This is a genomic window from Pseudomonas sp. CH235 (assembly GCF_004368175.1).
GTDB classification, from domain to species: domain Bacteria; phylum Pseudomonadota; class Gammaproteobacteria; order Pseudomonadales; family Pseudomonadaceae; genus Aquipseudomonas; species Aquipseudomonas paraglycinae.
The window spans coordinates 80,146-106,404 of the sequence record NZ_RRZJ01000006.1 but is presented as its reverse complement, the minus strand read 5'-3'; the positions used below and the strand labels follow the sequence as shown (position 1 = coordinate 106,404).

26 protein-coding genes are annotated in these 26,259 nt (G+C 60.8%); 10 read left to right on the top strand and 16 right to left on the bottom strand.

Going from position 1 to position 26,259, the window contains the following annotated elements; translation table 11 throughout:
• Positions 1 to 2: 2 nt before the first annotated feature.
• Entirely contained in the window at positions 3 to 1,442 is a 1,440-nt protein-coding gene (gene cls / locus EIY71_RS08975; RefSeq protein WP_011336657.1) for a cardiolipin synthase, read from the bottom strand.
• Between the two features lie 146 nt (positions 1,443 to 1,588).
• Between cls and EIY71_RS08970 the strand changes: the two genes are divergently transcribed.
• Positions 1,589 to 2,107 carry a DUF3617 domain-containing protein gene (locus tag EIY71_RS08970; protein WP_007954220.1) on the top strand — a complete coding sequence of 173 codons (519 nt, stop codon included), beginning with the start codon at positions 1,589 to 1,591 and terminating at the stop codon, positions 2,105 to 2,107.
• A 45-nt stretch (positions 2,108 to 2,152) separates the two neighbouring features.
• Here EIY71_RS08970 and EIY71_RS08965 read toward each other — a convergent pair whose 3' ends face one another.
• Genes EIY71_RS08965 through folE2 form a run of 6 tightly spaced genes read right to left on the bottom strand, consistent with a single transcriptional unit; the run spans position 2,153 to position 7,365 of the window.
• Positions 2,153 to 3,490, bottom strand: a complete 1,338-nt coding sequence (locus EIY71_RS08965) for a dihydroorotase (RefSeq protein ID WP_134021439.1) — start codon at positions 3,488 to 3,490, stop codon at positions 2,153 to 2,155.
• Positions 3,491 to 3,493: 3 nt separating this feature from the next.
• Positions 3,494 to 4,054 (bottom strand): carbonate dehydratase, encoded by a 561-nt coding sequence (locus EIY71_RS08960; RefSeq protein WP_011336655.1) that lies wholly within the window; start codon positions 4,052 to 4,054, stop codon positions 3,494 to 3,496.
• The gene (locus EIY71_RS08955) at positions 4,051 to 4,926 is read right to left on the bottom strand and encodes a metal ABC transporter substrate-binding protein (protein ID WP_134021436.1); all 876 of its coding nucleotides are present in this window, start codon (positions 4,924 to 4,926) and stop codon (positions 4,051 to 4,053) included. Before EIY71_RS08955 ends, EIY71_RS08960 begins: the two co-directional genes overlap by 4 nt.
• 11 nt (positions 4,927 to 4,937) lie before the next feature.
• A complete protein-coding gene (locus EIY71_RS08950) occupies positions 4,938 to 5,804 on the bottom strand; it encodes a metal ABC transporter permease (protein WP_129972453.1) in 867 nt (288 codons plus the stop codon).
• The gene (locus EIY71_RS08945; protein ID WP_134021433.1) at positions 5,804 to 6,472 is read right to left on the bottom strand and encodes a metal ABC transporter ATP-binding protein; all 669 of its coding nucleotides are present in this window, start codon (positions 6,470 to 6,472) and stop codon (positions 5,804 to 5,806) included. Before EIY71_RS08945 ends, EIY71_RS08950 begins: the two co-directional genes overlap by 1 nt.
• Positions 6,469 to 7,365 (bottom strand): GTP cyclohydrolase FolE2, encoded by an 897-nt coding sequence (folE2, locus tag EIY71_RS08940; protein ID WP_134021430.1) that lies wholly within the window; start codon positions 7,363 to 7,365, stop codon positions 6,469 to 6,471. Before folE2 ends, EIY71_RS08945 begins: the two co-directional genes overlap by 4 nt.
• Before the next feature lie 84 nt (positions 7,366 to 7,449).
• Between folE2 and EIY71_RS08935 the strand changes: the two genes are divergently transcribed.
• Entirely contained in the window at positions 7,450 to 8,649 is a 1,200-nt protein-coding gene (locus EIY71_RS08935) for an N-acetylmuramoyl-L-alanine amidase (RefSeq protein ID WP_134021427.1), read from the top strand.
• Here EIY71_RS08935 and EIY71_RS08930 read toward each other — a convergent pair.
• A complete protein-coding gene (locus EIY71_RS08930; protein WP_134021424.1) occupies positions 8,646 to 9,020 on the bottom strand; it encodes a glutamine synthetase in 375 nt (124 codons plus the stop codon). The genes EIY71_RS08935 and EIY71_RS08930 overlap by 4 nt on opposite strands.
• Before the next feature lie 224 nt (positions 9,021 to 9,244).
• Between EIY71_RS08930 and zigA the strand changes: the two genes are divergently transcribed.
• The gene (gene zigA / locus EIY71_RS08925) at positions 9,245 to 10,450 is read left to right on the top strand and encodes a zinc metallochaperone GTPase ZigA (RefSeq protein ID WP_134021421.1); all 1,206 of its coding nucleotides are present in this window, start codon (positions 9,245 to 9,247) and stop codon (positions 10,448 to 10,450) included.
• Positions 10,450 to 11,100, top strand: coding sequence for a DUF1826 domain-containing protein (locus tag EIY71_RS08920; protein WP_134021418.1), 651 nt, complete (start codon positions 10,450 to 10,452; stop codon positions 11,098 to 11,100). The genes zigA and EIY71_RS08920 overlap by 1 nt, the downstream gene beginning before the upstream one ends.
• Before the next feature lie 4 nt (positions 11,101 to 11,104).
• Here EIY71_RS08920 and EIY71_RS08915 read toward each other — a convergent pair whose 3' ends face one another.
• Positions 11,105 to 11,461, bottom strand: a complete 357-nt coding sequence (locus EIY71_RS08915) for an NADH:ubiquinone oxidoreductase (protein ID WP_129972449.1) — start codon at positions 11,459 to 11,461, stop codon at positions 11,105 to 11,107.
• Between the two features lie 25 nt (positions 11,462 to 11,486).
• On the opposite strand from EIY71_RS08915, the gene EIY71_RS08910 reads away from it, so the two are divergent.
• Positions 11,487 to 12,458: a GTP-binding protein gene (locus EIY71_RS08910; protein WP_129972448.1), complete on the top strand. Its 972-nt coding sequence runs from the start codon at positions 11,487 to 11,489 to the stop codon at positions 12,456 to 12,458.
• A gap of 1 nt (position 12,459) precedes the next feature.
• On the opposite strand, the gene EIY71_RS08905 is transcribed toward EIY71_RS08910, so the two are convergent.
• The gene (locus EIY71_RS08905) at positions 12,460 to 12,873 is read right to left on the bottom strand and encodes a DUF3301 domain-containing protein (RefSeq protein ID WP_007954242.1); all 414 of its coding nucleotides are present in this window, start codon (positions 12,871 to 12,873) and stop codon (positions 12,460 to 12,462) included.
• Positions 12,874 to 12,990: 117 nt separating this feature from the next.
• On the opposite strand from EIY71_RS08905, the gene pdxY reads away from it, so the two are divergent.
• Complete coding sequence (gene pdxY, locus EIY71_RS08900; RefSeq protein WP_134021415.1) at positions 12,991 to 13,863, top strand: pyridoxal kinase PdxY; 873 nt, start codon at positions 12,991 to 12,993, stop codon at positions 13,861 to 13,863.
• Between the two features lie 102 nt (positions 13,864 to 13,965).
• Here the strand turns inward: pdxY and EIY71_RS08895 are convergent, their stop codons facing one another.
• Positions 13,966 to 14,448, bottom strand: coding sequence for an acyl-CoA thioesterase (locus EIY71_RS08895; RefSeq protein WP_003229693.1), 483 nt, complete (start codon positions 14,446 to 14,448; stop codon positions 13,966 to 13,968).
• Between the two features lie 282 nt (positions 14,449 to 14,730).
• Here EIY71_RS08895 and EIY71_RS08890 point away from each other — a divergent pair, with 282 nt between their 5' ends.
• Positions 14,731 to 16,494, top strand: coding sequence for a cation:proton antiporter (locus EIY71_RS08890; RefSeq protein ID WP_134021412.1), 1,764 nt, complete (start codon positions 14,731 to 14,733; stop codon positions 16,492 to 16,494).
• A 21-nt stretch (positions 16,495 to 16,515) separates the two neighbouring features.
• Here the strand turns inward: EIY71_RS08890 and EIY71_RS08885 are convergent, their stop codons facing one another.
• From EIY71_RS08885 to uvrD, 4 genes are all read right to left on the bottom strand, one after another.
• Positions 16,516 to 16,923 carry an SMI1/KNR4 family protein gene (locus tag EIY71_RS08885; protein WP_007954245.1) on the bottom strand — a complete coding sequence of 136 codons (408 nt, stop codon included), beginning with the start codon at positions 16,921 to 16,923 and terminating at the stop codon, positions 16,516 to 16,518.
• Positions 16,924 to 17,061: 138 nt separating this feature from the next.
• Complete coding sequence (locus EIY71_RS08880) at positions 17,062 to 17,940, bottom strand: Tim44 domain-containing protein (RefSeq protein WP_085653924.1); 879 nt, start codon at positions 17,938 to 17,940, stop codon at positions 17,062 to 17,064.
• A gap of 175 nt (positions 17,941 to 18,115) precedes the next feature.
• Positions 18,116 to 18,556 carry an EamA family transporter gene (locus tag EIY71_RS08875; protein ID WP_064379739.1) on the bottom strand — a complete coding sequence of 147 codons (441 nt, stop codon included), beginning with the start codon at positions 18,554 to 18,556 and terminating at the stop codon, positions 18,116 to 18,118.
• A 53-nt stretch (positions 18,557 to 18,609) separates the two neighbouring features.
• On the bottom strand, positions 18,610 to 20,793 hold the full coding sequence (uvrD, locus tag EIY71_RS08870; RefSeq protein ID WP_007954248.1) for a DNA helicase II: 2,184 nt from the start codon (positions 20,791 to 20,793) through the stop codon (positions 18,610 to 18,612).
• Between the two features lie 259 nt (positions 20,794 to 21,052).
• On the opposite strand from uvrD, the gene EIY71_RS08865 reads away from it, so the two are divergent.
• The 3 genes from EIY71_RS08865 to EIY71_RS08855 all read left to right on the top strand — a co-directional run bounded on the left by EIY71_RS08865 (position 21,053) and on the right by EIY71_RS08855 (position 25,258).
• Positions 21,053 to 23,926: a bifunctional diguanylate cyclase/phosphodiesterase gene (locus EIY71_RS08865; protein ID WP_102687944.1), complete on the top strand. Its 2,874-nt coding sequence runs from the start codon at positions 21,053 to 21,055 to the stop codon at positions 23,924 to 23,926.
• Positions 23,927 to 24,076: 150 nt separating this feature from the next.
• Positions 24,077 to 24,943 (top strand): transcriptional regulator HexR, encoded by an 867-nt coding sequence (gene hexR, locus EIY71_RS08860; protein ID WP_007954250.1) that lies wholly within the window; start codon positions 24,077 to 24,079, stop codon positions 24,941 to 24,943.
• A gap of 108 nt (positions 24,944 to 25,051) precedes the next feature.
• Entirely contained in the window at positions 25,052 to 25,258 is a 207-nt protein-coding gene (locus tag EIY71_RS08855; protein ID WP_007954251.1) for a PA3496 family putative envelope integrity protein, read from the top strand.
• Here EIY71_RS08855 and EIY71_RS08850 read toward each other — a convergent pair.
• Positions 25,200 to 26,162, bottom strand: a complete 963-nt coding sequence (locus EIY71_RS08850) for a LysR family transcriptional regulator (protein WP_039765068.1) — start codon at positions 26,160 to 26,162, stop codon at positions 25,200 to 25,202. The genes EIY71_RS08855 and EIY71_RS08850 overlap by 59 nt on opposite strands.
• Between the last annotated feature and the right edge of the window lie 97 nt (positions 26,163 to 26,259).

Below are 26,259 nucleotides of genomic sequence, written 5' to 3'. Positions count from 1 at the left end.
ATCTAGAGAATCGGTGAAATCAGCCGGGCGATCCGCATGCCGACCTGTTGCAGGCGGTGGATCTCCCGGCTTTCTTCTTTGGCGACTTCATAGGCTTGGGCGAAGTCATCGTTGAGCATCTGTTCCACACTGGCGGCGAACTCGCTGTCGACGGTCAGCAGCATCACTTCGAAATTCAGCCGGAACGAACGGTTGTCCAGATTGGCGCTGCCGATCGCGCTGATTTCGCTGTCGATCAACACCACCTTCTGATGCAGGAAGCCCGGTTCGTAGCGGAATACCCGCACGCCGGCACGCACCGCTTCGAACGCGTACAGGCTGGAAGCGGCGTAGACGATGCGGTGGTCGGGACGCGAAGGCAGCAGCAGGCGCACATCGACCCCGCGCAGCACCGCGAGGCGTAATGCTGCGAACACGGCTTCGTCGGGAATGAAGTAGGGGCTGGTGATCCACACGCGCTCGGTGGCCGCGTGGATGGCTTCGACGAAGAACAGCGAGCAGGTCTCGTAGGCATCCGCCGGGCCGCTGGCGAGCAATTGGCAAAGCACGCCGTCCTCCGGGTATGCGTCCGGCAGGATCAGCGGCGGCAATGACCGTGCGGCCCAGAACCAGTCTTCGGCAAATGACTCCTGCATGCACGCCACCACCGGGCCGCGCACCTGGACGTGAGTGTCGCGCCACGGCGCCAGCGGTGGTTTTTCACCCATGTACTCGTCGCCGACGTTATGCCCGCCGACAAACCCGATCAGCCCGTCGACCACCACGATCTTGCGGTGGTTGCGGAAATTCACCTGGAACCGATTGAGCCAGCCGCTGCGGGTGGCGAATGCTTTTACCTCGACACCGCCGTCGCGCAGCGCCTGCACATAACTGTGGGGCAGGGCGTGGCTGCCGATGCGGTCGTAGAGCAAATGAATCACCACGCCTTCGGCCGCTTTCTTCAGCAGCAGGTCACGCAGGCGTTGACCGAGACGATCGTCGTGAATGATGAAAAACTGGATCAGCACCGCTTCCCGTGCCTGGTCGATTGCGTGGAAAATCGCCTCAAAGGTGGCCGCGCCGTTGATCAGCAATCGCACTTCATTGTTCGCCAGGCACGGCATGCGTCCCAGCTTTGGCATCGCGCGCAACGAGTCATAGGCATTCGAGGCGCGGGCGGTCAGGGCTTCTTCCACCCACGGGCGCCAGTTGAGTTCGGAAATCGCCTGGCGCATCTGTTCGTTGGCCTGGCGGCGGGCCTTGATGTAGCCATCGAAGGTGCTGCGGCCGAACACCAGATACGGGATGAGGGTGAGATAGGGAATGAAGATCAACGACAGCGCCCAGGCGATCGAGCCTTGGGCGGTGCGTACGGTCAATACGGCATGGATCGCGGCGATCGAGCCGAGGGTGTGTATCAGGGCGATCAGATAACCGAAAATGTGCGGTCCGAAATAATCCATGGGGCAACCTTGCTCCTGAAGATTCAATGCTTAACAGACCATGTTCCATGGCGATTGTCGCTATTTGTTTTCAAGCCGCCAGCGCCCGCCATGAACCGAAACAGGCGGCCGGCGTCTAACGGCCACTACTGATCAGGAGTTTTTCAATGAACGTTCGTCTGCTGGGTTTGGCGCTGGGCCTGGGTTTGGCCTTGCCGGTGGTTGCTCAGGCGCAAATGCTGCAGCCGGGGTTATGGGAAATGACGTCGAGCAATGTGAAGGTCGACGATCAGGTGATGGATGTGCAATCGATCCTCGGTCAGATTCAAGGCCAGATCACCCCGCAACAGCGGGCGGAACTGGAGAAGCAGGGGATCAACATCGGTGGCAAGGGCATCCGCGCCTGCCTGACGCCGCAGCAGGTGGCGACCAACGATATTCCGCTGGCGGACCCGCAGTCGGGCTGCAAACAGCAGATCACCGAGCGTGTCGGCAACCAGTGGAAATTCCGCTTCAGTTGCCCGAAAGCCCAGGGCACTGGCGTCGCGACGTTCCTCAGTGACCGTGAGTTCACCACCGTCGCCAATGGCACCTTCAATGCCATCGGGATCAACCAGAAGGGCAGTCTGGAAACCCGGGCAGTCTGGCTGGGTCAGGATTGCGGCACGGTCAAACCGCGAGCGTAACGTCACCATCGAAACCGCCTCCACATCGAGTGGAGGCGGTTTTTTTCAGCGCATGAACCGCAGCGGCAATCCCTGGCAGTTGTCATGGATCCGATGGTCATGCCACGCGATCTGCCCAGACACCATCGTCGTGCTGACCCGATGCCGAAAGCTGCGCTGAGCGAAGGGCGTCCAGCCGCATTGCGACAGAACCGGCTGACGTGACACAGCGACACCCTTGGGCTCCGGTTGAATCAACACCAGATCCGCCCAATATCCCTCACGCAAATAACCGCGATCCGGAATGGCAAACAGATCCGCCACCCGGTGGCTGGTCTTCGCCACCAGCGTGGTGATCGGCAACACGCCATCCGCCACCAGTTCCAATAACGCCGGCAGCGCGTGTTGCACCAGTGGCAGTCCTGACGGTGCCTGTTCATACGCTTGCTGTTTTTCCGCCCAGGTGTGCGGCGCGTGATCGCTGCCGATCACGTCCAGTCGATTGCTCAGCAGCGCCTGGCGCAGGGCGTCACGATCGCTCTGGGACTTGATCGCCGGATTGCATTTGATCAGGTTGCCGAGGTTCGGATAGTCACGGTCATCAAACAGCAAGTGATGCAGGCAGACTTCGGCAGTGATGCGTTTTTGCGTCAGCGGTTTGTCTTCGAACAGGGCCAGCTCGCACGCCGTGGTCAGGTGCAGGACGTGCAGACGAGTGCCGTAACGTCGGGCCAGATCCACCGCCAGAGACGATGAGCGAAAGCAGGCGTTGGCATTGCGGATCAGCGCATGGGCGTCGGGTGGCAGTTGGTTGCCGAAGCGTTCGCGAAGGTTTGCGGCATTCGTTTCGATGCTCGGCGTGTGCTCACAGTGGGCCAGCAGAATCGTCGGCACTTCTGCGAACAGGCGCTCGAGGGTGTTGGGGTCGTCCACCAGCATGTTGCCGGTGGACGCGCCCATGAACACTTTGACCCCGGCCACTTCGCTCGGATTGAGCGCCGCGACAATGTCCAGATTGTCGTGACTGACACCAAAGTGAAAACCGTAGTTGGCCACCGAATTGATCGCTGCCCGGCGCTTTTTGTCGGCCAGCGCGTCAAGGGTCAGGGTGGCAGGGTTGGTGTTCGGCATGTCCATGAAACTGGTGATGCCCCCGGCCACGGCTGCACGGGACTCGGTGTGGATGCTGCCTTTGGCCGGCGCACCCGGCTCACGGAAATGCACCTGGTCGTCAATCATCCCCGGCAGCAGCCATTGGCCGTTGGCGTCGATTTCACGGGTCGCGTTTTCACCTTCGATGCTGCCGGCGATCTTGACGATGCGCCCGTTGCTGACCAACAGATCGGCGTCGAACTCACGCCCCTCGTTCACCAGCCGCGCATTGCGAATCACCACACTGCTCATGGTTCAGAACTCGTTCTGCAGGGCTTTGTAGCCGCGCACCAGGTCGACGTTGGTGCGCGCCACGTCTTCGGAAAACTCCGAAGCGCTGACGCTCACTGGCGGGAATTGTGAGAGGTCGGTGCCCGGGCCGATGCGGGTGGTGGAGGGCACGTAGAACGCGTCCGGCAGATCTCGGCCGTCGACCACCGAGTTGTGCCGCACTACGCAACCGTTGCCGACCACACAGTTGAAGAGCACGCTGTTGAAACCGATGAACACCCGGTCGCCGACCGTGCACGGACCGTGCACGATCGAGCGGTGGGCGATGGAGCTGAATTCGCCGATGGTCACCGCCGCGCCGGATTTGGAGTGGATCACCACGCCGTCCTGGATGTTCGAATTGGCGCCGATGGTGATCGGTTCCATCTCGCCCGTGGCGTCCACTTCATCAGCGCGGATCACCGCGTACGGGCCGACGAACACGTTTTCGCCGATCACCACTTTGCCGCAGATGATCGCGGTTTTATCGACGTAGGCAGACTCGGCAATCTGCGGCAAATCACCGGAAGGATTTTTACGGATCATGGTTGGCTCAGGGCTTGGTAAAGAGTGTTGAGGTTGTATTCGAACAGCCCGGTGAAGGTGCTGGCCGGGCCGCTGGCGGCGAGGGCGTCGGAGTACAGCGTGCCGCCGATGTGTGCGCCGCTTTCGTCGGCAATCTGTTTCAGCAGGCGCGCGTCCTTGATGTTTTCCATGAACACCGCTTTGACTTTGGCCTGGCGAATCTGGGTGATCAGCGCGGCGACTTCGGCAGCGGAGGGTTCGCGTTCGGTGGACAGACCTTGTGGCGCCATGAAGTCTATGCCGTACGCCTGCCCGAGATAACCGAAGGCGTCGTGGCTGGTAACGATCTTGCGGTTGCCCGGCGGCAATGAACCGAGCTTGGCTTTCGCTTGGGCGAGGAGGGCGTAGATCTGTTTCAGGTAGGCCTGGCTGTTACGCTCGTAGTCGGCTTTGTTTGCCGGGTCGGCGGCGATCAGCGCCTTGGTGATGTTGGCGACGTACAGCTCGGCGTTCGCCAGATTGTGCCAGGCGTGTGGGTCGGGGACGGTTTCGCCGTCCTCATCCAGCGAGCGCGGAATCACGCCGCGACTGGCGCTGATCACCGGGGCTCTGGTCTCGGTGCTGGCGACCAGCCGATCCAGCCAGGGTTCGAAACCCAACCCGTTTTTGATGATCAGCTTTGCCTTGAGCAGTGCCTTGGCGTCATCCGGCGTCGGTTCGTAAGTGTGGGCATCGGCGTCAGGGCCGACCATGTTGGTGATCTGGATATGCTCGCCGCCCACCTGATGCACCATGTCGGCAAGGATGCTGAAACTGGTGACCACCGGCAGTTTTTCCGCCGCCGATAACGACATCGACAGCATCAGGCTGAACAGCACGAGTAGAACGCGCATCGGAAAACACCTCATTGGGATGTGAGCAAAGGCGGGCGGCGCAACAGACCGTGAACCGGTCCGAACACCACGGATAACAGGTAACCGCCACCGGCGACCAACACGATGGCCGGGCCGCTGGGCAGCGAGTAGTAGAACGACAGCAACAGGCCGAGCCATACCGATGCGCAACCGATGAGCGCGGCGATGGCAATCAGGATCGGCAGGCGTCGGCTCCAGAAGCGTGAAGCGGCGGCGGGCAGCATCATCAGTCCGACCACCATCAAGGCGCCGATGGCCTGGAAACCGATCACCAGATTGAGCACCACCAGCGTGAGGAACACGCCGTGGGCGACGGGGCCAAGCCGGCTGACCGTGCGCAGGAAAAACGGATCGAGCGTGTCGAGCAGCAACGGTTTATAGATCAGCGCCATGGCCATCAGGCTGAGCGCCGATACCCACAACATGCCGTGGAGGGTCGGGCCGTCAACCGCCAGTGCGGAGCCGAATAGCAGGTGCAGCAAATCGAGTCGCTTGCCGGCGATCCCCAGAATCAGCACGCCGCTGGCCAGCGAGATGGGATAGATGGCCGCGAGGCTGGCGTCTTCGCGCAGGCCGGTGCGTCGGGTAATCCACGCGGCGAGTCCGGCCATGCTCAGGCCGGCACCGAGTCCGCCGAGTGTCAGCGCCGGCAGACTCAGCCCGGCGAACCAGAACCCCAACGCGGCGCCGGGGAGGATGCCGTGGGCAACGGCGTCACCAATCAGGCTCATTCGGCGCAGGATCAGAAACACGCCCAGTGGTGCCGTGCTGCACGCCAGGACCAGACCGCCGAGCAGGGCCCGGCGCATGAAAACGAACTCGTGGAACGGTTGCCATAAATGGCTGAGCGTCAGCATCAGGCCACCTGCGTGTGAGGTGTTTGCTGGATGAGATCGACGCTGCTGCCGAATGCGCAGCCGCTCTGTTTGATCAGCAAGGTCTGTGGAATGTGTTGGCGCACGGCGGCAAGGTCATGGCAAACCACGAGCAAGGTGCGTCCTTGTTCATGCCAGGCGTGAAGGTGTTGCCACAACAATGTCTGACCCAGTTCGTCGAGTGCGGCGTGTGGTTCGTCGAGCAGCAGCAACGGTGTGTCTGCCAGACTCAATCGGGCGAGCAGGGCGCGTTGCAGTTCCCCGCCGGAGAGGGCCATCAGGGGGCGATGTTCCAGTCCGCTCAGGTGCCAGTCTTCCAGTGCGGATTCGAGACGTTGGGCTCTCAGTTGCGAGGACAGTCGACGTCCCCAGAAACCGGCGGCCACCAACTCTTGAAGACTGATCGGGAACTGTCGATCCAGATGCTGTTGCTGAGGCAGGAAGGACAAACCGCTTTGGCGTGGAACACCCAACTCGACCTTGCCGGCCAGCGGTCGCTGTAGACCGGCGATGACTTTAAGCAGGCTGCTTTTGCCGCTGCCGTTGACGCCGATGATTGCCGTCAGGCTGCCGCTTTCCAACCTCAGGTTGAGCGGTGCAGTGAGCGGTTGGCCGGGTATTCCCCAGCTCAGGTTGTGGCAGCGAATCATGGCTGCTCCCGGCGCCAATGACTCTCGGCGACGGCGTCGTGAGCATGAAGGCTTTCGGCGTGGATGACTCGTACGTGGAATTCGCTGACACCGGGTGAGCGGCGCAGTGCCAGGTTCAGGCGTCGGGCGGCGTCTTCGCAGAACATCAGGTTCTGGCCATTGGCGAGGGCGAAGGCTTGTTCGTCGGCGCGCTTTACGGCGGTTTGTACGGCGGTGCCGAGGGCTGCTTCGGCGTCGTTGATGATGGATGTCAGCGGTAGTTCGTCGACGAATTCATCCAGGTGCAAATGTAGCTGGGCAGTACTTCGCTGGCTGTGAGGTGTGGCCACGATGCCTTGGGTCGAGCCTAACCACGCCAACACATCGGCGTGTTGCAGTGGTTTGTTGGCAAAGTCGTCGACAAATTGTTGCTGGATCAACTGCCTCGCCAATGCTGCGGAACAGGGGCAAGTTGAGGAATACGCGACGTCGATTTTCAGTTCCACGTGGAACACTTTGTTTTTTAGCTGGGCTGAAACGGTGACGGGATAGGTTTTCCACCCCGCCAAAGGACTGACCAATGCCGACCTTCTCAGCAACAAATCAGTTTGGATATTCAGATAAGCGGTTTCGGACAGATCTTCGTGGCTGTCGAGGAAACGCTGTAGGACCTGGCGTAAAACAGCAGGAGAAAGGTTCTGCTGCTCCAGCGCTTCCAGCCCAAGATAGAGCCGTGACATGTGAATGCCGCGTGCGTCTCCATCATCCAGGCTGACGCCTGCATCCGCTTTGGCAGCCAAGCGTTGGCCTTCGATAAATACAGGTAATGCGATGCCGCACATCCCCACCCATTCGAGAGGCAGGGCCTGGCGGGCGGCTTGAGCCGCGACATCCGGCAAAGTCAGCGCGTTCATGAGCAGTTCCATCATGGTGATTGAATTTGATGTTACATTATAACAATTCAAACCACGATGCCTTTTTCATGAACAGGCTTTCATATGCACAGACGCCACTTGCTCAACCTGATGCTGGCCAGCGCGGCCTTTGTTTTGCCTTTTTCGGTGTCCGCCACGCAGATACGCAATGCGCGGCTTTGGCGTTCGGATGACAAGCTTCGGCTGGTGTTCGATCTGAGTGGTCCTGTGAGCTACAAGACCTTCACCTTGAGTGCGCCGGAGCGGTTGATCATCGATTTGAGCGGCGCCAGCCTGAGTGGGGATTTCAGCCAGTTGGCGTTATCCGGCACCCCTATTCATTCGATCCGCTCCGGCCATTTTGGCCAAGGGAACACCCGGATCGTGCTGGATCTAAGCAGCCCGGTTCAGCTCAACTCATTTTTGTTGGCGCCTCAAGATGGGCAAGGACATCGCCTGGTTTTGGACTTGATGAGCGCATCATCGGGGCTGCCTCCGAGCGTTCCACGTGAAACACCCCAGGAAAAATCCCACCCCAAGCGCGACATCATGGTGGTGGTCGACCCTGGTCATGGCGGAAAAGATCCGGGTGCAATCGGCGCCAAAGGCGAGCGGGAAAAGGATGTGGTTTTGTCTATTGCACAACTACTCGCACGTCGGCTTAAACGAGAGAAAGGATTTGATGTGAAGCTGGTTCGTAACGACGATTTCTTCGTCCCGTTGCGCAAGCGTGTGGAGATTGCGCGTCAGCACAAGGCCGATATGTTCATCTCGGTGCACGCCGATGCTGCACCGCGTCTGACGGCTTCTGGGGCGTCGGTGTATTGTCTGTCCGAGGGCGGCGCTACATCCGCCACCGCGCGGTTCATGGCGCAGCGTGAGAACGGTGTGGATCTGCTCGGCGCGACCAGCCTGCTCAATCTCAAGGACAAGGATCCGATGCTCGCTGGCGTGATCCTCGACATGTCGATGAACGCAACCATCGCCGCCAGTTTGCAACTCGGAAGCACAGTGCTGGGTAGCTTGGCCGGCATCACCACGCTGCACCAAAAGCGCGTGGAACAGGCTGGATTTGCCGTACTGAAATCGCCGGATGTGCCGTCAATCCTGGTGGAAACCGGGTTCATTTCCAACGCACGGGACAGTCAGCGCCTGGTGACGGCGCGTCATCAGCAGGCCGTGGCAGACGGTTTGTTTGAGGGCTTGCAGCGCTACTTCCAGAAGAATCCGCCTGTCGACAGCTACATGGCCTGGCAACAAGAGCAGAAAGGATCGCAGGTTTAGCAGCCAGTGATCCGGCTGCAGGTGAACTTCACACTGCTGCCGCCTGAGCTGGAGAACCGATTGATCGTCGTCCAGCCCACTCGCCGGTTGTAGCCAACCCAGGCTTCCCCATCGGAAGCGATGCCGGTGAAGAACGTCAGTTGCCCGTAGCGGCTGTTGGTTTGTGCCCAGTAGCGTTTGCCCGCCTTCTCGAATCCACGAAGGTAAATCGTGCTGCCGACGGTGTTGACGCTATAGGCGTTGCCGTTGCCATCGATGCACGCCAATAGATTTGCGCTGCGCGTGCAATTGGCGAGCCCCGGCACTTGTGCTTCGGCATTCAGCGTCAGCAATGCCAGGCAGATAAACGAGTATTTCAACGCGGTTTTCATGACATAACTCGGCGACGACCTGATTACAGCTTCGGGCCCTTTGTCACTTTGGGCAAGAAGAGAGTGGATTGATTTTGTTGTTATGCTATAACATTAATCGGACAAGGCTTTCCGTGGCTTCCATTTCAAGCGTCCGCTTCCCTGGTGATCTCATCGAAGTCCAAGAACGCAGGCCCCTGAGAGCCTCCAGCGCTGTTTAGCGACCGTCTGATGAGGTTTATCCAATGTCTTCCCGACTTCCCGTGACCGTTTTGTCCGGCTTTCTCGGCGCCGGAAAAAGTACACTTTTGAATTACGTACTACGTAACAGAGACGATCTGCGCGTGGCCGTTATCGTTAACGATATGAGCGAGATCAACATCGATGGCGGCGAAGTCCAGCGTGATGTCAGCCTGAATCGTGCAGAAGAGAAGCTCGTGCAGATGAGCAATGGCTGTATCTGCTGTACGTTACGTGAAGACCTGCTTGAAGAGGTCAGCCAGTTGGCTCGTGAAGGCCGCTTCGATTACCTGCTGATCGAATCCACTGGAATCTCCGAGCCGTTACCCGTGGCCGAGACATTCACCTTCCGTGATGAGCAGGGACAAAGCCTCGCCGACATCGCTCGCCTCGACACCATGGTCACTGTAGTCGATGGCATGAACTTCCTGCCGGACTACCAGGCCGCCGAAAACCTCGCCTCCCGTGGCGAATTCCTCGGTGAAGAAGATGAGCGCTCGATCACCGATCTGCTGATCGAACAGATCGAGTTCGCCGACGTCCTGTTGATCAGCAAGATCGACTTGATCAGCAGCCGCGAGCGGGAGGAGTTGATGGCCATTCTCAGACGCCTCAACGCTCAGGCTGAGATCATCCCGATGGTCATGGGTGAAGTACCGCTGGCGAAGATTCTCAATACCGGTCGTTTCGACTTCGAAAAGGCCGCCCAGGCCCCGGGCTGGCTACAGGAACTGCGTGGCGAACATGTGCCAGAAACCGAGGAGTACGGCATCGCATCCACGGCTTATCGGGCACGCCGGCCCTTTCATCCGCAGCGTTTCTTCGACTTCATCGATCGCCCTTGGGTAAACGGCAAACTGCTGCGCTCCAAAGGCTTCTTCTGGCTGGCCAGCAAACCCACCGACGCCGGCAGCTGGTCCCAGGCAGGTGGCCTGATGCGCCACGGTTTCGCCGGGCGCTGGTGGCGCTTCGTGCCAAAAGAACAGTGGCCGCAGGATCAGGAAAGTACCGCCGCGATCATGGAAAACTGGATCGCCAGCGTAGGCGATTGTCGTCAGGAGCTGGTGTTTATTGGGCAGAACATCGATTTCGCACAGCTATCGTCGGAACTCGATGATTGCCTGCTGACCGACGCCGAAATGGCGCTCGGTACTCAAGGCTGGCTACAACTGCGCGATCCTTTTGGCTCCTGGCACGACGAGGTGGCCTGATGCTCGCCCTGAAACCGCTGCCAGGCAGTACACGTCATCAATCGCTCGGCCAGACCCCTCAGGCGCTGGCAAACATACTCGACGATGAAATCAACCTCGCGGTCTGGCAACGCCAGCTTCCGCTGCACATTGCCGAATTTGCGGACTTGTTGCTGTCTCTGAACGAACCTTACGCCGAGGCACTGTGCCTGGAATTGCCGGACGAAGACGCAGAACCGGATCTCACGGGACTGGCCAGCGGCTTTCGCGATCTGGAAGGCTACGAAGGGTTTATCGCCGACCTGAAATGGCTGGTCAGTGCCTTCGCCTGCCTGCTGGGCGCGCGGCGGATCGGCTTGCGCCTGCGGGTATTGGACAAGGCCATGTGTCCGCGTTTTCACGTCGATCATGTGCCAGTGCGGTTGATCACGACATACGCCGGTGTCGGCAGTGAATGGCTAAGGGAAGGAGAGATGGATCGTCGGCAACTGGGAAAGCCGCAAGCCGAGCCGCAGGAAGCGTCACGGATTCAGCAATTGAATCGGGGCGAAGTGGCATTGCTCAAGGGCGAGAAATGGCACGGCAACGAAGGTTTCGGGCTGATCCATCGCTCGCCGCAACCGGCGCCGGGAGAGCGGCGGCTGATGCTGACCCTCGACTGGCTCGGATAGCGCCTCAGGGCTTGAGCCATTTCCCCTGGCCCTGGGCCTCGCAATAGGGCTGCAAATACGCCGCATCGGTGGCCACGCCGTAATAGTGGATATCCTGGCGATAAGGCATATTGGCGACTTGCGCGTTGCTGCACACGCCGAATGCGCCGGCGGGGCACTGGCCGACGTATTGAACCTCGACTTTCTGCCCGGCCAGGGTCGGCTGGCAGAAGCCGTCGTTGAACAGTTTTTCCGGGATGTTGCGGTTCTGCTGGCAGACTTTCACGTCGAGCCGCTCCGCCTGACTGTGCACCACGCAGGCCTGGGCCAACGCCTTGCCCGACACCAGCGTCAGCAGCAACCACCATCCCATCCACCGCATCTTCGACCTCCAGAAAACCTTGATCATGTTGCAGAACATTCCCACCCACGTCATCGCCGGCCCCTTGGGCGCGGGCAAGACCAGCCTGATCCGCCATCTCATGGCCCAGCGACCGGCGGGCGAGCGCTGGGCGGTGCTGATCAACGAGTTCGGCCAGATCGGGCTCGACGCTGCGCTGTTGACCCGCGACGCCGATGGTATCGCACTGGGCGAAGTGGCCGGGGGCTGTTTGTGTTGCGTGAACGGTGCGCCGTTCCAGATTGGCCTGGGGCGTTTGTTGCGCAAAGCGCGGCCGGATCGCCTGTTCATCGAGCCCTCGGGGCTCGGGCATCCGGCGCAGTTGCTGAAGCAGCTGAACGAGGCACCGTGGCAAGGCGTTCTCGCCGTACAACCTTGCGTGCTGGTGCTGGACGCCCAGGCCCTCGTCGCGGGCAAACCGCTGCCGGACGCGCAGCAGGAAACCTTGTCCAGCGCAGGCTTGCTGCTGTTGAACAAAGCAGAATGCCTCGACGAGCCCTCGCGTGAACTAATCACCAGACAGTTGCCGTCTGTACGATTGATCTGGACGCAGCAGGCGATGTTGCCGCTGAGCGAGTTGCCAGGTCTGGAGGTGCAGGCGCAAGCAGGTGTGGATAAGTTGATCGTGCCCCAAGGGCTGGCGCAGATGCCGGCCATCTGGAGCGATCCGGCGTTGCCGATCTGCCTGAGCCAGGCGCAGGAGAGTGGTTGGAGCATCGGTTGGCGCTGGCATCCGAGCCAGGTATTCGATGTGTCGGGGATAACCCAATGGTTAAAAAGCCTGAACTGTCGGCGGGCCAAACTGGTAATTCACAGCCTGGACGGCTGGCAGTCAGCCAATGCGCTGGACAATGCCGAGCTCCGCTGGCTGCCCAGTGAATGGCGCAAGGATTCCCGAATCGAGCTAATTTTCGACGAACCGCAAGCGGTCGGTGAATTACAGGCCGGACTGGCCCGGTGTCGGCTTCAGGCGAGCTGATTCAAGGCTTCCACTTGGTGTGTTCCTGACGCCACTGGCTCAGCTCGATCACTTCACCACGCGGCTTGGTCACTTCCACTACGGGCGGCGTGTCATCAAATGGTGCCGGGTAGGGCGCCAGTTCAATCTGCGCGCTGTGCGCGCCGAATTGAGTGATGGTGCCGTTGTGTCGGGTTTCGCCGGTCACGGTAAATTCGAAATTGTAGACCCGGGCCAGACGTCGCCGACCGCTGGCGTCCTTGATCAGGCCGATCTTCTTCAGTGCCACGTTACCGTCGAGCAACTCGACGCCGACATTCACGCAATGCTGTTTGACCCGCTCCAGCGCCCGCTCGCGCAAGCCGTGGTTGTGCCAGAGCCACGCACCGGCGACGGCGAACAGCATCAGCACGAAAATGTTTTCCAGGGTGAGCATCAACACGAAACTCCAAATGATGGCGTCAGCTTAACTGCGTCGCCGGTCTGTCGTACAGGCTGCGTTTCGTCGCATACTGCGCGGCTTGAATTTCAATCGTTTTACGGAAAAACCCGAATGAAACGTACGCCTCATCTGCTCGCCATCCAGTCCCATGTGGTGTTCGGCCACGCCGGCAACAGCGCTGCGGTTTTTCCGATGCAGCGGGTCGGGGTAAATGTCTGGCCGCTCAATACGGTGCAGTTCTCCAACCACACACAGTACGGCCAGTGGGCCGGCGAAGTGCTGGCGCCGCAGCGGATCCCCGAACTGGTCGAAGGCATCGCCGCGATCGGTGAGCTGGGCAATTGCGACGCCGTGCTTTCCGGCTATCTCGGCAGTGCGGCGCAGGGGCGGGCGATTCTCAGTGGCATCGAGCGGATCAAGGCGGCCAACCCGAAAGCCCTTTATCTGTGCGACCCGGTGATGGGGCATCCGGAAAAGGGCTGCAGCGTTCCTGCTGAAGTCAGTGATTTCCTGCTGGAAGAAGCCGCTGCCGTTGCGGACTTCATGTGCCCGAACCAGTTGGAGCTGGACAGCTTCTCCGGACGCAAACCGCAGTCGCTGTTCGATTGCCTGGCGATGGCGCGGGCGCTGCTGGCTCGTGGGCCGAAAGCGGTGCTGGTCAAACATCTGGATTATCCGGGCAAACCGGCGGATGGCTTTGAAATGTTGCTGGTGACCGCCGAGGGCAGCTGGCATCTGCGGCGTTCGCTGCTGGCGTTTCCGCGTCAGCCGGTGGGAGTGGGCGATCTGACGTCCGGACTGTTTCTGGCGCGCGTGCTGCTCGGGGATAGCCTGGTGGCGGCGTTTGAATTCACCGCAGCAGCGGTGCATGAAGTGCTGCTGGAAACCCAGGCCTGCGCCAGTTACGAGCTGCAGCTGGTGCGAGCGCAGGACCGGATTGCGCATCCGCGGGTGAAATTCGAGGCCACGCCGATCAGCCTCTGATGCCGCGTCGGCTTCAATCGCGAGCAGGCTCGCTCCCACGGATAAAACATCACCTGTGGGAGCGAGCCTGCTCGCGATAGCGGTCGTCAGATCGCTAAAATCTCAGGCGTCGCCCTTGATTTCCTGATAGCGCTTTTCCAGCTCCTGACGGATCTGCCGGCGTTGTTGCGCCTGCATGTAGCGGCGCTTGTCTTCGCTGTTCTGCGGTTGCAGCGGCGGTACGGCGGCGGGTTTGCGCTGATCGTCTACCGCGACCATGGTGAAGAAGCAGCTGTTGGTGTGGCGTACCGAGCGCTCGCGGATGTTCTCGGTCACCACTTTGATGCCGACTTCCATCGAAGTGTTGCCGGTGTAGTTGACCGACGCCAGGAAGGTCACCAGTTCGCCGACATGGATCGGCTCGCGGAAAATCACCTGATCCACCGACAGGGTCACCACGTAGCGGCCGGCATAACGGCTGGCGCAGGCGTAGGCCACTTCGTCGAGGTATTTGAGCAGGGTGCCGCCATGGACATTGCCAGAGAAGTTGGCCATGTCGGGGGTCATCAGTACCGTCATCGACAGCTGGGCGTTTCCGGGTTCCATAACGTTCTCACGGGTCAAGGCAGGGTTGCTGGAAAAAACACCTCTGCGGGTGCCTGGTCGCTTTTCAAAAGCACCGTTATCGGGACGCCAGGCAACTGGCCGCCGTCACGCCCGAAGCGATCTGTTTCCATATATTGCACCGCCTTTCAGCCGGAAGTCGCGGTGTTACCCTGCAAAAGCGCCTCCCCAAGGGCGATTCCTACACCCAAAGCGGATTTTTACTCAGCTCGCCCAGACATTTCCCATGCCTGCGTGAGCCTCGTCATTCAAGGAGCCCACACCATGCATGCCATCAGCTTTATTCAGGATCTGGCGGTGATCATGTTGGTCGCAGGTGTGGTGACCGTGCTGTTCCACCGCTTCAAGCAGCCGGTAGTACTCGGCTACATCGTCGCCGGTTTCATCATCGGCCCGCACACACCGCCATTCGGCCTGATCCACGACGAAGAAACCATCAAGACCCTCGCCGAGCTGGGGGTGATTTTCCTGATGTTCTGCCTGGGCCTGGAGTTCAGCCTGCGCAAGCTGTTCAAGGTCGGCGCGACGGCCTTCATCGCAGCGTTTCTCGAAATCGTGCTGATGATCTGGATCGGCTACGAAATCGGCCGCTGGTTCGACTGGAACACCATGGATTCGCTGTTCCTCGGCGCGATTCTGGCGATTTCCTCGACCACCATCATCGTCAAGGCGCTCAACGATCTGAAGATGAAAAATGAGCGCTTCGCGCAGCTGATCTTCGGCGTGCTGATCGTCGAGGACATTCTCGGCATCGGCATCATCGCCTTGCTGTCGAGCATCGCGGTCAGCGGCACGGTGAGCTCCGGCGAAGTGTTTTCCACGGTCGGCAAGCTCTCGCTGTTCATGATCGTCGCGCTGGTAATCGGCATTCTGCTGGTGCCGCGACTGTTGGCCTACGTGGCGAAATTCGAAAGCAACGAGATGCTGCTGATCACCGTGCTCGGGCTGTGCTTCGGCTTCTGCCTGCTGGTGGTCAAACTCGAGTACAGCATGGTGCTCGGGGCGTTCCTGATCGGCGCGATCATGGCCGAGTCGCGGCAACTGCTGAAAATCGAGCGACTGATCGAGCCGGTACGCGACCTGTTCAGCGCGATCTTCTTCGTCGCCATCGGACTGATGCTCGACCCGATGATTCTTCTGCAGTACGCGTGGCCGATCGCGGTGATCACTGTGGCCGTGGTGCTGGGCAAGATGCTGTCCTGCGGCCTCGGGGCGTTTATCGCCGGCAATGACGGACGCACCTCACTGCGGGTCGGGATGGGGCTTTCGCAGATTGGCGAATTTTCTTTCATCATCGCGGCGCTGGGGATGACCCTGCAGGTCACCAGCAACTTCCTGTATCCGGTGGCCGTGGCGGTTTCGGTGATTACCACGTTGCTGACGCCGTACCTGATCCGGGCTGCCGATCCGCTGTCGATCAAGCTGTCAGCCGCGATGCCGCAGCGCCTCGGTCGAGTGTTCGGAATGTACGGCGAATGGCTGCGCAGCATTCAGCCGCAGGGTGAGGGCGCGATGCTGGCGTCGATGATCCGGCGGATCCTGCTGCAGGTCGGGATCAATCTGGCGCTGGTGATTGCGATCTTCTTTGCCGGCGCTTTCTTTGCCGGGCGCCTCTCGATCTGGATGCAGGACTGGATCAGCGATCCTAGCTGGCAGAAGGCGTTGATCTGGGGCGGGGCGTTGCTGGTGTCGTTGCCGTTCCTGATCGCGGCCTATCGCAAGCTCAAGGCGCTGTCGATGCTGCTGGCGGAGATGGGCGTGAAGCCGGAAATGGCCGGGCGTCACACGCAGCGAGTGCGCCGGGTGATCGCCGAAGTGATCCCGATCATCTCGCTGCTGGTGATTTTCCTGCTGTTGGCAGCCTTGTCGGCCAGTATCTTGCCGACCAACAAGTTGCTGGTGCTGATCGCCGTGGTCGCGGCCGCCGTGGCGGCGCTGCTCTGGCGCTGGTTCATCCGGGTGCACACGCGGATGCAGGTGGCCTTGCTGGAAACCCTCGACAACCACAAGGAGCCGTCGGGGCACTGACCACCCATGGGGAGGGGCGTTTCAGCTTTCCAGCCAGACGTCCCGAGCCCAGTGCCAGACCGATTCCCAGGACTCTTCGGTGATCAGTTCTTCTTCGCCCGACCACAGCACCACGGTGCCGTCTTCTTCGACGCAGTAGTAGTCATCACCGTCCTGGCAGATCGGAATCAGGTCGCGCGGCACGCCGGCATCCCAGGCGTTGGCGGCAACGTCCGGCAGGTAGGTGTGGGATTGCGGGTCGGTGACGGTCACCGGCTCCAGGCTGCCGTAAACCACGTCGCTGACGGTCAGCAAAAACTCTTTGAAGACGAACGGGATGTTGATGAAGAGCTCTTCTTCGATTTCCACCAACTGGTCTTCGTCGGGCAACTCCAGGGGAACCGGTACGGGTTCGTTGGCTTCGCGCAGTTGTTCGATGATTTCTTCCACGTCCGGGATCCTCTTGCTTGAATGGCGCGGTTTATATGGGGCGGTTTATACAGTAGCTCGCTATAGATGCAACCGCGAAATAGAAAACCCCGGCCGAGGCCGGGGTTTTCATTACTGCGGGTAAAACGTCGGAGGTGATCAGCCGTTCTGGCGGATACCGGCGACCAGCCAAGGCTGGTTGTCGCCCTGTGGACGTTCCATGTTCCAGCTTTCGCTGAACACTTCGCCCTGCTGGTCGAAACGCGAAGTCTTCGACACGCCGCTGAAGGTCAGCGTGGCAATGGTCTTGTCCGCACGGTCATCCACGCCATCCAGTTGCACCTGGAGATTGTCGATGTAGGTGGACTGGAACGCATCACCCAGTTCCGCACGCTCGCGCTTGAGGAACTCGAACATCTGCGGAGTCACGAACTCGGCGATCTTGTCCATTTCGTTGGCGTCCCAGTGCTGCTGCAGCGCCTGGAAGTGGCTGCGGGCGGCTTCAAGGAAGCGCTGTTCGTTGAACCAGGCCGGCGCGTTGATCACCGGACGGGCGGCAGCAGGCGCGGCCGAACCACCGAAGATCGAACCCATGGCTGCTGGTTTCTGTTCAAACACTTCACGCTGCATCGGCGCGCCGGCCGGAGCGAACTGCTCCTGCTGCTTGCGACGACGGGCGGCGATGAAGCGGAAGATCACGAACGCGATCACGGCCATGATCAGGATATCGAAGAACTGCATGCCTTCGAAGCCACCGCCCATGAACATGGAAGCGAGCAGGCCACCGGCCGCGATGCCGGCCAGAGGGCCGAGCCATTTCGAAGCACCGCCGGCCTTGGCCGCAGCGCCCGCGGCACCGGCAGCACCAGCGGTCGCCGCAGCGCCGCCCATGCCTGGGGAAGAAGGAGCCATCTGGCTGGTCTGGTGCGTCGGCGCAGCGCCGGCGCTTTTGCCACCACCAAAGCGCTTGGCGTTGGCGTCGAGGCTCATCGTCAGGCCGATGCACAACGCCATGGCGATGCTAAGAAAACGTTTCATAAAGGGAATTCCCGTTTGTGGAGACACGCGCGCCATGTTGCACAGCTGAAGTGTTACTGGCTAGCGAGAGAGTGTTTCGGGCTTTTGCCTGACAGGTTACGTTCAGCTCGGTCAGGGCAATAAGGCCATGTACTTTTGTCTGTAGGAAAAGGAGATAGGTTCAGCAGGAAATGGATCAGCGCCGCAAGGCCAGCATCACCACACCGGCGGTGATCAGACCGATGCCGCCCCACTGGCGCAGGTCGAGTTTCTCGCCCAGCAGGATCACACCGAGCACCGCCACGAAGACCACGCTGAGCTTGTCCACCGGGGCGACCAGCGATGCCGGTCCGACTTTCAACGCCCGGAAGTAGCACAGCCACGAAGCGCCGGTTCCCAGGCCCGACAACAGCAGGAACAGGTAGCTCTTGGCGGAGATCGATCCCAAGGACTGATATTGGCCCGTGGCGTACAAAATCAAGGCCAGACTGACCAATACGACGATTGTGCGCAGTAGGGTAGCGAAGTCGGAGTTGACGTTTTCGATGCCGATCTTGGCGAAGATGGCCGTCAGCGCGGCGAAAGTCGCCGAGAGCAGGGCCCAGAACGTCCAGGAAGAAAAGAAGCCCGAGCCCATCGATGTTGCCTCCAGTGCCCGTTCCCGCGTTGGGCGCGGAAACGAACGGTGACTTATATGGCTTCCAGCTTCGCGTACCCGAGCATCAGCCACTTGCTGCCTTCGGCGAAGTTCACCTGCACCCGCGCCTGGGCGCCGGCGCCCTCGAAATTGAGGATCACGCCGTCGCCGAAGATCGAGTGACGGACAGCCTGGCCAAGGCTCAGGCCGGTTTCCGGAATCTCGCTGCCGCTGAACAGGTTGCTGCCGCCCATCGACTGGTTGCCGCCGAACGGTCGGCTGACGCTGTTGGACAGGCGTACTTCCTGAATCAGGCCTTTCGGTACTTCCCGTACGAAACGCGACACCTTGTTATAGGTTTCGCTGCCGTACAGGCGTCGGGTTTCAGCGTAGGTCATCACCAGATTCTGCATCGCCCGGGTAATGCCGACATAGGCCAGTCGCCGCTCCTCCTCAAGGCGCCCCGGTTCTTCCAGGCTCATCTTGTGCGGGAACAGGCCTTCTTCCATGCCCACCAGGAACACGTAAGGGAATTCCAGGCCCTTGGCGCTGTGCAGGGTCATCAACTGAATGCTGTCTTCGTGCTCGTCGGCCTGGGTGTCGCCGGCCTCCAGCGAAGCGTGACCGAGGAACGCCGCCAGCGGCGTCAGCTCTTCGTCTTCTTCGGTGTTCTCGAAGTTGCGCGCGGCGCTGACCAGTTCCTCAAGGTTTTCCACCCGGGCCTGGCCTTTCTCGCCTTTTTCCGCTTCGTGGTAGGCGATCAGTCCGGATTGCTCGATAACGGTCTGGGTCATCAGGTGCAACGGCATCTCGGCGCACTTGGCGGCGAGATTTTCGATCAGCTCGATAAACGCGCCCAGCGCACCGGCGGCGCGACCGGTCAGACCCTTGTTGGCCACCAGCTGGCGCATGGCTTCCCACATCGACACATCGCTGTGACGGGCATGGTCGCGGATCGCTTCGACGGTTTTCTCGCCGATGCCGCGAGCCGGGACGTTGATCACCCGCTCCAGGGCCGCATCGTTGCCGCGACCTTCCAGCAAACGCAGGTAAGCCATGGCGTTCTTGATTTCCGCCCGTTCGAAGAAGCGCTGGCCGCCATAGATGCGGTACGGAATGCGTTCGCGCAGCAAGGCTTCTTCCAGAACGCGCGATTGGGCGTTGGAGCGGTAGAGAATCGCGATATCGCTGCGAGCCAGGCCGGTTTTCAGCGCGCTTTCGATGGTTTCGACAACGTAGCGTGCTTCATCGTGTTCGTTGAAGGCGGCGTAAAGATTGATCGCTTCGCCATCGCCGCCGTCGGTCCACAGCTCTTTGCCGAGACGTCCGGTGTTGTTGGCGATCAGGGCGTTGGCGGCCTTCAGGATGCCGGCCGTGGAGCGGTAGTTCTGCTCCAGACGGATGGTCACCGAATCCGGAAAGTCAGAAGAGTACTGGTGGATGTTCTCGATTTTCGCGCCGCGCCAGCCGTAGATCGACTGGTCGTCGTCGCCGACCACCATCAGGCTGTCGCCGCCCTTGCCCAGCAGACGCAACCAGGCGTACTGCACGGCGTTGGTGTCCTGGAATTCGTCCACCAGAATGTGTCGGAAACGCTTCTGGTAGTGCGCCAGCAGGCCCGGATGGTCGCGCCACAGATCGAGGGCGCGCAGCAGCAGCTCGGAGAAGTCGATGACGCCGGCACGCTGGCACGCCGCCTCGTAAGCCTCATAAATGCCGCGCATGGTGGCAAGGAACAGATCGCCGCTGGCCTGAATGTGTTGCGGACGCAGACCTTCGTCTTTCTGCCCGTTGATGAACCACTGGGCCTGACGGGCCGGCCAGCGTTGCTCGTCCAGCCCCAGCTCGCGGATCACCCGCTTGACCAGTCGTTGCTGGTCGTCGCTGTCGAGAATCTGAAAGGTCTGGCTCAGCCCGGCTTCCTGCCAGTGCGCCCGCAACAGGCGGTGCGCCAGGCCGTGGAAGGTACCAACCCACATGCCGGCCGGGTTGATGCCCAGCAATTGCTCGATGCGGTGACGCATCTCGGCAGCGGCTTTATTGGTGAAGGTCACCGACAGAATCGAGTGGGGCGAGGCGTTTTCGACCTGGATCAACCAGGCGATACGGTGCACCAGCACTCGGGTTTTGCCGGAGCCGGCACCGGCCAGGACCAATTGACGACCAACGGGAGCCGCTACGGCCTGGCGTTGGGCATCGTTGAGGGAGTTCAGCAGAAGGGAGAGATCATCGCGCATCGGGGCATTCTAGGGTGCGCCGCAGGCCCGGGCAAACCGAGCTTTGCATTAGCCGATGAAAGTCCTGCCGATGACGACCGGTCGGTCACCGGCTACAGGCGTTGGCCCGCCTCGCTTGGGGGCTTTTGCGGGTGTCGGGAGGCTGAAAAGTTTCGGTGAAATTATGATCTGGGGCAGTTTGGCAAGTGGTTCGGCTTGTGTATGCTCCGTCCACGTTTCCGGGCGCATGCTCACACTTATAAGAACAAGAACGTTGCCTATGACCCTCAGCTTCGACCTGTCGGGCCCCTCCGTGGAGCCTCGGGTGATCCGCAAGCTTTACGCCACCCAGATGGCGGTCGAGCGCACGCGCCTTCTTTATCAGGGTTCGCTGTTGCCAACCCTGTTCATGTTGATCAATGGTCTGGTCTGCGCCGGTCTGCTCTGGAGTCCGCAGCGTTACTTCGTGGTCAGCGTCTGGCTGGTGTGGCTGCTGTCGCTGGTGGCGTTGCGGGTGATTCAGGTCGCGGCCTTCGATTCGGCGATTCCCGATCGCCAGGCCCAGCCGATCTGGGGGCGGATGTTCCTGCTCGGCTCGACCATGACCGGCCTGACCCTGGCCGGTGCCGGCATCGCGTTGGTCCCCGCCGACAACTTCATGCAGCAAGCCTGGGTGTTCGGCCTGATCGGTGCCGCGACCCTGTCGGCCAGCGTGGCCTACGCCGTGAGCATTCCGGCCTTTCTCTCCTTTACCTTGCCGTGCCTGCTGCCGGCCATCGGTTATCTGTTCTGGGGCGGTGACGAACTGGCGCGCGGCTGGGGCTGGCTCGGGCTGATTCTGCTCGGCTCCCTGAGCGTGGTGGCGTGGCAGGTCAATCGGCTGATCGATCGCGGTTTGCTGCGGCGCTTCCAGAACCAGCACCTGATCGAACACCTGCAACAAGCGCAAACCCGCAGCGAACAGCTCAATCAGGAGCTGGCGAAGGAAATCGAACACCGGCGCTGCGCCGAGGGCAAACTGCGTGAAGCCCAAGTTGAACTGGAGGACCGGGTCGCCCAGCGCAGCCGGGAACTGGACGTCGCCAACCAGGCTTTGAGCAAAAGCGAGGCGCGCCTGGCCCTGGCGTTGAAAGCCAGTGAGCTGGGGCTGTGGGACTGGAACCTGCAGACCGACGAAGTTCACCACACGCAGATTCAGGAATTGTTTGGCCTTGACCCGGAATACGTCACCGGGCTGCTCAGGCATCTGCGGCCACGCCTGCACCCGGAAGATGTGCCACCGCTCAAACGAGCACTGATTGAGCACTTGAAGGGGCGCACCGAGGATTATCAGATCGAGTACCGCGTGCGCCACGGCGACGGCCACTGGGTCTGGATCGAAGACCGTGGGCGAGCGGTGGAGCGCGACGACAACGGGCGGGTCATCCGCATGGTCGGCACCCGCCGTGACATCAGCGTCAGCAAAAGCCTGGAAGCCCAACAGCAATTGGCGGCGACGGTGTTCGAGGCCGCCAGCGAAGGCATCGTGATTCTCGACCCGAATTATTCGCTGATCGCCATCAACCAGGCCTTCAGCCGGGTCACCGGGTATGACATCGACGACATGCTCGGGCGCAACGTCGTCGAACTGCCGTGCAGCCGCGACGCCCGTCGACACTACGTCGCGATCCGCCACGCGCTGGAGCAGCACGGCAGTTGGCAGGGCGAATTGGTGGAAACCCGCAAGAACGGCGAGCTGTATCCGCAATGGCTGCAATTGAATGCCGTGCGCGACAGTCGGGGAAATGTCAGTCATATCGTCGGCTTCTTCGCCGATCTGTCGGCGCGCCGCGAATCCGAAGAGCGCATGCGCTACCTGACCCACTACGACGAACTCACGGGTCTGGCCAACCGCTCGCTGTTCCGCGAACGCCTGCACGAAGCCCATCAGCGCGTGCGGCAGGGCGGGCGCCGGAGTCTGGCGCTGCTGCATATCAATCTGGATCGCTTCAAGCTGCTCAACGACAGCCTCGGTCATGAGATCGCCGACCAGTTGCTGCAAAAGATGTCGCGGCGGCTGGTCAATGCTCTGCCGGAAGCCGACACCATCGCCCGGCTGTCCGGCGATGAGTTCGCGGTACTGTTCGACGCCTACGGCAACCTGTCGAGCCTGGCGCGGGTCGCCACGCGACTGTCGAGCAAGCTGCGCCTGCCGTTGACCGTGGAAGGGCATGAGCTGGTAGTCAGCGCCTCGATGGGCATCAGCATGCTGCCGGACAACGCCCGGGAGATTTCCGCGCTGGTCAGCCAGTCGAATATGGCCATGCAACATGCCAAACACCTGGGTGGCAACAACTTCCAGTTCTACACCGACAGTCTGCAGGCCAGCACGCTGGAGCGCCTGCAACTGGAAAACCAGCTGCGCAAAGCCATCGAGGAAAAGCAGCTCAACGTCTTCTATCAACCGAAACTGTGCCTGGCGACCGGGCGTCTCAACGCGGCGGAAGCGCTGGTGCGCTGGGATCACCCGACCATGGGCCGGGTACCGCCGGGGGATTTCATCGGTCTGGCCGAAGAAACAGGGCTGATCGGGCCGATCGGCGAATTCGTCCTGCGTCAGGCCTGCTGGCAGGCGTGTGAATGGCAGCGTCAGGGGCTGGCGCCGATCCGGGTTTCGGTGAACCTGTCGGTGCATCAACTGCGCCAGGGCAAACTGGTCAGTCTGGTGCGTCAGGTGCTGGAGGAAACCGGCCTGGCACCGCACTACCTCGAACTGGAACTGACCGAAAGCCAGCTGCTCGACAGCGTCGAACACATCATCGCCACGTTCCAGCAGTTGCGGGATCTGGGGGTGAAACTGGCGATCGACGATTTCGGCACCGGCTATTCATCGCTGAGCTATCTGAAGCGGATTCCGGTGGACTACGTGAAGATCGATCAGGCCTTTATTCGCGGGTTGGGCGAGGGCAGCGAGGACGCGGCGATCACCCGGGCGATCATTGCGATGGCTCACGGGCTGTCACTGAAAGTTGTCGCCGAAGGTGTCGAGCGATCCGAGCAGCTGGCGTTTCTGAAAGCTGAAGGTTGCGACGAGGTGCAGGGCTATCTGATCAGCCGTCCGGTGGAGGCGGTCGGCCTTGCCGCGTTGCTGCGTGAACAGGAAAAACCGCTGTAAAGGGCTACATGCAGCGCATGTCGCCTGATCCGGGGGGATCGAGTTACGCATTGAGCAGGCAAAAAGCCGATTCATGTAGTATAACTACAAACTTGCTACATCCCCGGCATCTGGCCAAAGCACATCTTTCCATAACAAGAGTCCAGCCCCTTGAATCTGCTGCAACACATCGCCCAGTCACGTCACCTGTTACGCAAGTCGGAGCTCAAGGTCGCCGACCACGTGCTGCTTGACCCTGCGGCAGTGATGCACAGTTCCATGGCCGACCTGGCTCACAGCGTCGGCATCAGCGAGCCGACCATCGTGCGCTTCTGCCGGGCCATCGGTTGTTCCGGTTTTCAGGATCTGAAACTCAAGCTCGCGCAAAGCCTCGCGGCCGGCGCCAGCTTCGGTCAGTTCGCGATCCATGAAGACGACTCCGTCGCCGACTACAGCCTGAAGATTTTCGACACCACGTTGCACACGCTGATGGAGGTTCGCGAGAAGCTCGATCCTCTGGAGCTGCAACGCGCGGTGACGCTGATGTCCCAGGCCCAGCGCGTCGAGTTCTACGGTTTCGGTGCGTCGGGCGCGGTGGCGGCGGATGCGCAGCACAAGTTCTTCCGTCTGCTGCTGACCGCCGCGGCGTATTCCGACCCGCATATGCAGGCGATGTCGGCGGTGACGCTGAAGCCGACAGACGTGGCGATCTGCATTTCCCAGTCCGGCCGTTCCAAAGACTTGCTGATCACCGCCAACCTCGTTCGCGAGAGCGGTGCGTCGCTGATCACCTTGTGCCCGAGCCAGACACCGCTGGCCGAGCTGTCGACCGTCAACCTGGCGATCGACGTTCACGAAGACACCGAAATCTACACGCCGCTGACCTCGCGTATCGCTCACCTGGTGGTGATCGACGTACTGGCGATGGGCGTGGCCATGGCGCGCGGGCCGAGCCTGGTCAACCACCTCAAGAGCGTCAAGCGCAGCCTGCGCAGCTTGCGGCTGTCGCCAAAATCGGTGAAAGCGCTGGATGACTGATTGTCGTGGGGTGATGGCAATCTTCATCTGCCTGTAACCCCGACGCAGCCAAATCGTCATCCACCGCGCCTATCGTGAAACTCCCGTAAACGCCTTGGGAGACTCGAAATGGCTCAGCCTTACGAAGAACGCAACAGCGCCGCGAAAACCCGTCGTCAGCAGGAAGACCAGCGCCGCATGGAGTTTCGCCGCGCCATCGAAGATCGCTTCGAACTTCGCCAGCTTCAGGCCGAAATCGGCGATTTTCCCGAGGACATCAATCACTGGCAGGCAGCGCCGGCAGCTTCCCGTCGAAGCGCTCAACCAGCGCGCTGATCTGCACCCGTTCGCTGCGGATAAACGCCAGGAAGGCGTGCGCCACCGGTGACAGCCGCTTGGCTTTGGCTTGCACCAGGCACCAGCTGCGAAACAGCGGCAATTCTTCGACCGGCAGCTCGACCAGGCCGCCGGTCGCCAGCTCCAGGTTCAGGGCGTGGCGCGTCAACAGCGCCAGGCCCAGACCCGCTACCACGCATTCACGCTGGGCTTCGGCCGACGCCACTTCCTGGGTCTGGGTGAAGTGCACGCGCTTCTCCTTGAAATACTCCTCGCAGGCCAGTCGCGTGCCCGAGCCGGGTTCGCGGATCAGCAGGGTGTACGGCTCAAGGTCCTGCAAACGCAGCGGACCCATGTGTGCCAGCGGATGATCCGGCCGCGCCACGGCGACGATCGGGTTGTTGAGGAACGGCAGGAATTCCAGACCCATGTCCTGCGGCACCATCGACATGATCACCAGATCGTCGCGGTTGTCGGAGAGGCGGCGAATCACCTGGCCACGGTTGACCACCGTCAGTTGCAGATTTACTTCCGGATGCTGACGCTTGAACGCCGCGAACAGATGCGGCACGAAGTATTTGGCGCTGGATTCCACCGCCAGCTTCAACTGGCCCTGCAGCGAGCCCTGCATGTCCGAGAGCTGCATGTCGAGGTTTTCCAACCGGCCGAAGATATCCCGGCTGGCGCGCTGAAGTGCTTCGGCCGCTTCGGTCATGTAGAGTTTTTTGCCCACGTAATCGAATAATGGCTGGCCGATCAGCTCTTCGAGCTGACGAATCTGTAGGCTGACGGCCGGTTGTGTGAGCGACATTTCCTCGGCGGCACGGCTGTAGGAGCGCAAATCGCACACTTCGTTGAAGATCTGCAATTGACGCAATGTCATACGCATCAGGGACTTACGCATTTTCTACTGACTCTGGCCATTGGCTGATGCACTGACTATAAGTCTTTACTTATGCCTGACCCAATTTTTATTCATTTTTGTTAATCCCTTGTCAGCG

Bases quoted from the DNA above. Each gene is read 5' to 3' on its own strand.
- EIY71_RS08930 (WP_134021424.1), bottom strand. From the start codon at position 9,020: ATGAAAACCGCGTTGAAATACTCGTTTATCTGCCTGGCATTGCTGACG.
- EIY71_RS08910 (WP_129972448.1), top strand. From the start codon at position 11,487: ATGTTGCAGAACATTCCCACCCACGTCATCGCCGGCCCCTTGGGCGCG.
- EIY71_RS08895 (WP_003229693.1), bottom strand. From the start codon at position 14,448: ATGGAACCCGGAAACGCCCAGCTGTCGATGACGGTACTGATGACCCCC.
- EIY71_RS08920 (WP_134021418.1), top strand. From the start codon at position 10,450: ATGCTCGCCCTGAAACCGCTGCCAGGCAGTACACGTCATCAATCGCTC.
- EIY71_RS08890 (WP_134021412.1), top strand. From the start codon at position 14,731: ATGCATGCCATCAGCTTTATTCAGGATCTGGCGGTGATCATGTTGGTC.
- EIY71_RS08855 (WP_007954251.1), top strand. From the start codon at position 25,052: ATGGCTCAGCCTTACGAAGAACGCAACAGCGCCGCGAAAACCCGTCGT.
- EIY71_RS08905 (WP_007954242.1), bottom strand. From the start codon at position 12,873: ATGCTCACCCTGGAAAACATTTTCGTGCTGATGCTGTTCGCCGTCGCC.
- EIY71_RS08945 (WP_134021433.1), bottom strand. From the start codon at position 6,472: ATGATTCGCTGCCACAACCTGAGCTGGGGAATACCCGGCCAACCGCTC.
- folE2 (WP_134021430.1), bottom strand. From the start codon at position 7,365: ATGAACGCGCTGACTTTGCCGGATGTCGCGGCTCAAGCCGCCCGCCAG.
- EIY71_RS08850 (WP_039765068.1), bottom strand. From the start codon at position 26,162: ATGCGTAAGTCCCTGATGCGTATGACATTGCGTCAATTGCAGATCTTC.
- EIY71_RS08970 (WP_007954220.1), top strand. From the start codon at position 1,589: ATGAACGTTCGTCTGCTGGGTTTGGCGCTGGGCCTGGGTTTGGCCTTG.
- uvrD (WP_007954248.1), bottom strand. From the start codon at position 20,793: ATGCGCGATGATCTCTCCCTTCTGCTGAACTCCCTCAACGATGCCCAA.
- zigA (WP_134021421.1), top strand. From the start codon at position 9,245: ATGTCTTCCCGACTTCCCGTGACCGTTTTGTCCGGCTTTCTCGGCGCC.
- EIY71_RS08935 (WP_134021427.1), top strand. From the start codon at position 7,450: ATGCACAGACGCCACTTGCTCAACCTGATGCTGGCCAGCGCGGCCTTT.
- EIY71_RS08960 (WP_011336655.1), bottom strand. From the start codon at position 4,054: ATGATCCGTAAAAATCCTTCCGGTGATTTGCCGCAGATTGCCGAGTCT.
- EIY71_RS08950 (WP_129972453.1), bottom strand. From the start codon at position 5,804: ATGCTGACGCTCAGCCATTTATGGCAACCGTTCCACGAGTTCGTTTTC.
- cls (WP_011336657.1), bottom strand. From the start codon at position 1,442: ATGGATTATTTCGGACCGCACATTTTCGGTTATCTGATCGCCCTGATA.
- EIY71_RS08955 (WP_134021436.1), bottom strand. From the start codon at position 4,926: ATGCGCGTTCTACTCGTGCTGTTCAGCCTGATGCTGTCGATGTCGTTA.
- EIY71_RS08915 (WP_129972449.1), bottom strand. From the start codon at position 11,461: ATGCGGTGGATGGGATGGTGGTTGCTGCTGACGCTGGTGTCGGGCAAG.
- EIY71_RS08875 (WP_064379739.1), bottom strand. From the start codon at position 18,556: ATGGGCTCGGGCTTCTTTTCTTCCTGGACGTTCTGGGCCCTGCTCTCG.
- pdxY (WP_134021415.1), top strand. From the start codon at position 12,991: ATGAAACGTACGCCTCATCTGCTCGCCATCCAGTCCCATGTGGTGTTC.
- EIY71_RS08965 (WP_134021439.1), bottom strand. From the start codon at position 3,490: ATGAGCAGTGTGGTGATTCGCAATGCGCGGCTGGTGAACGAGGGGCGT.
- EIY71_RS08865 (WP_102687944.1), top strand. From the start codon at position 21,053: ATGACCCTCAGCTTCGACCTGTCGGGCCCCTCCGTGGAGCCTCGGGTG.
- EIY71_RS08880 (WP_085653924.1), bottom strand. From the start codon at position 17,940: ATGAAACGTTTTCTTAGCATCGCCATGGCGTTGTGCATCGGCCTGACG.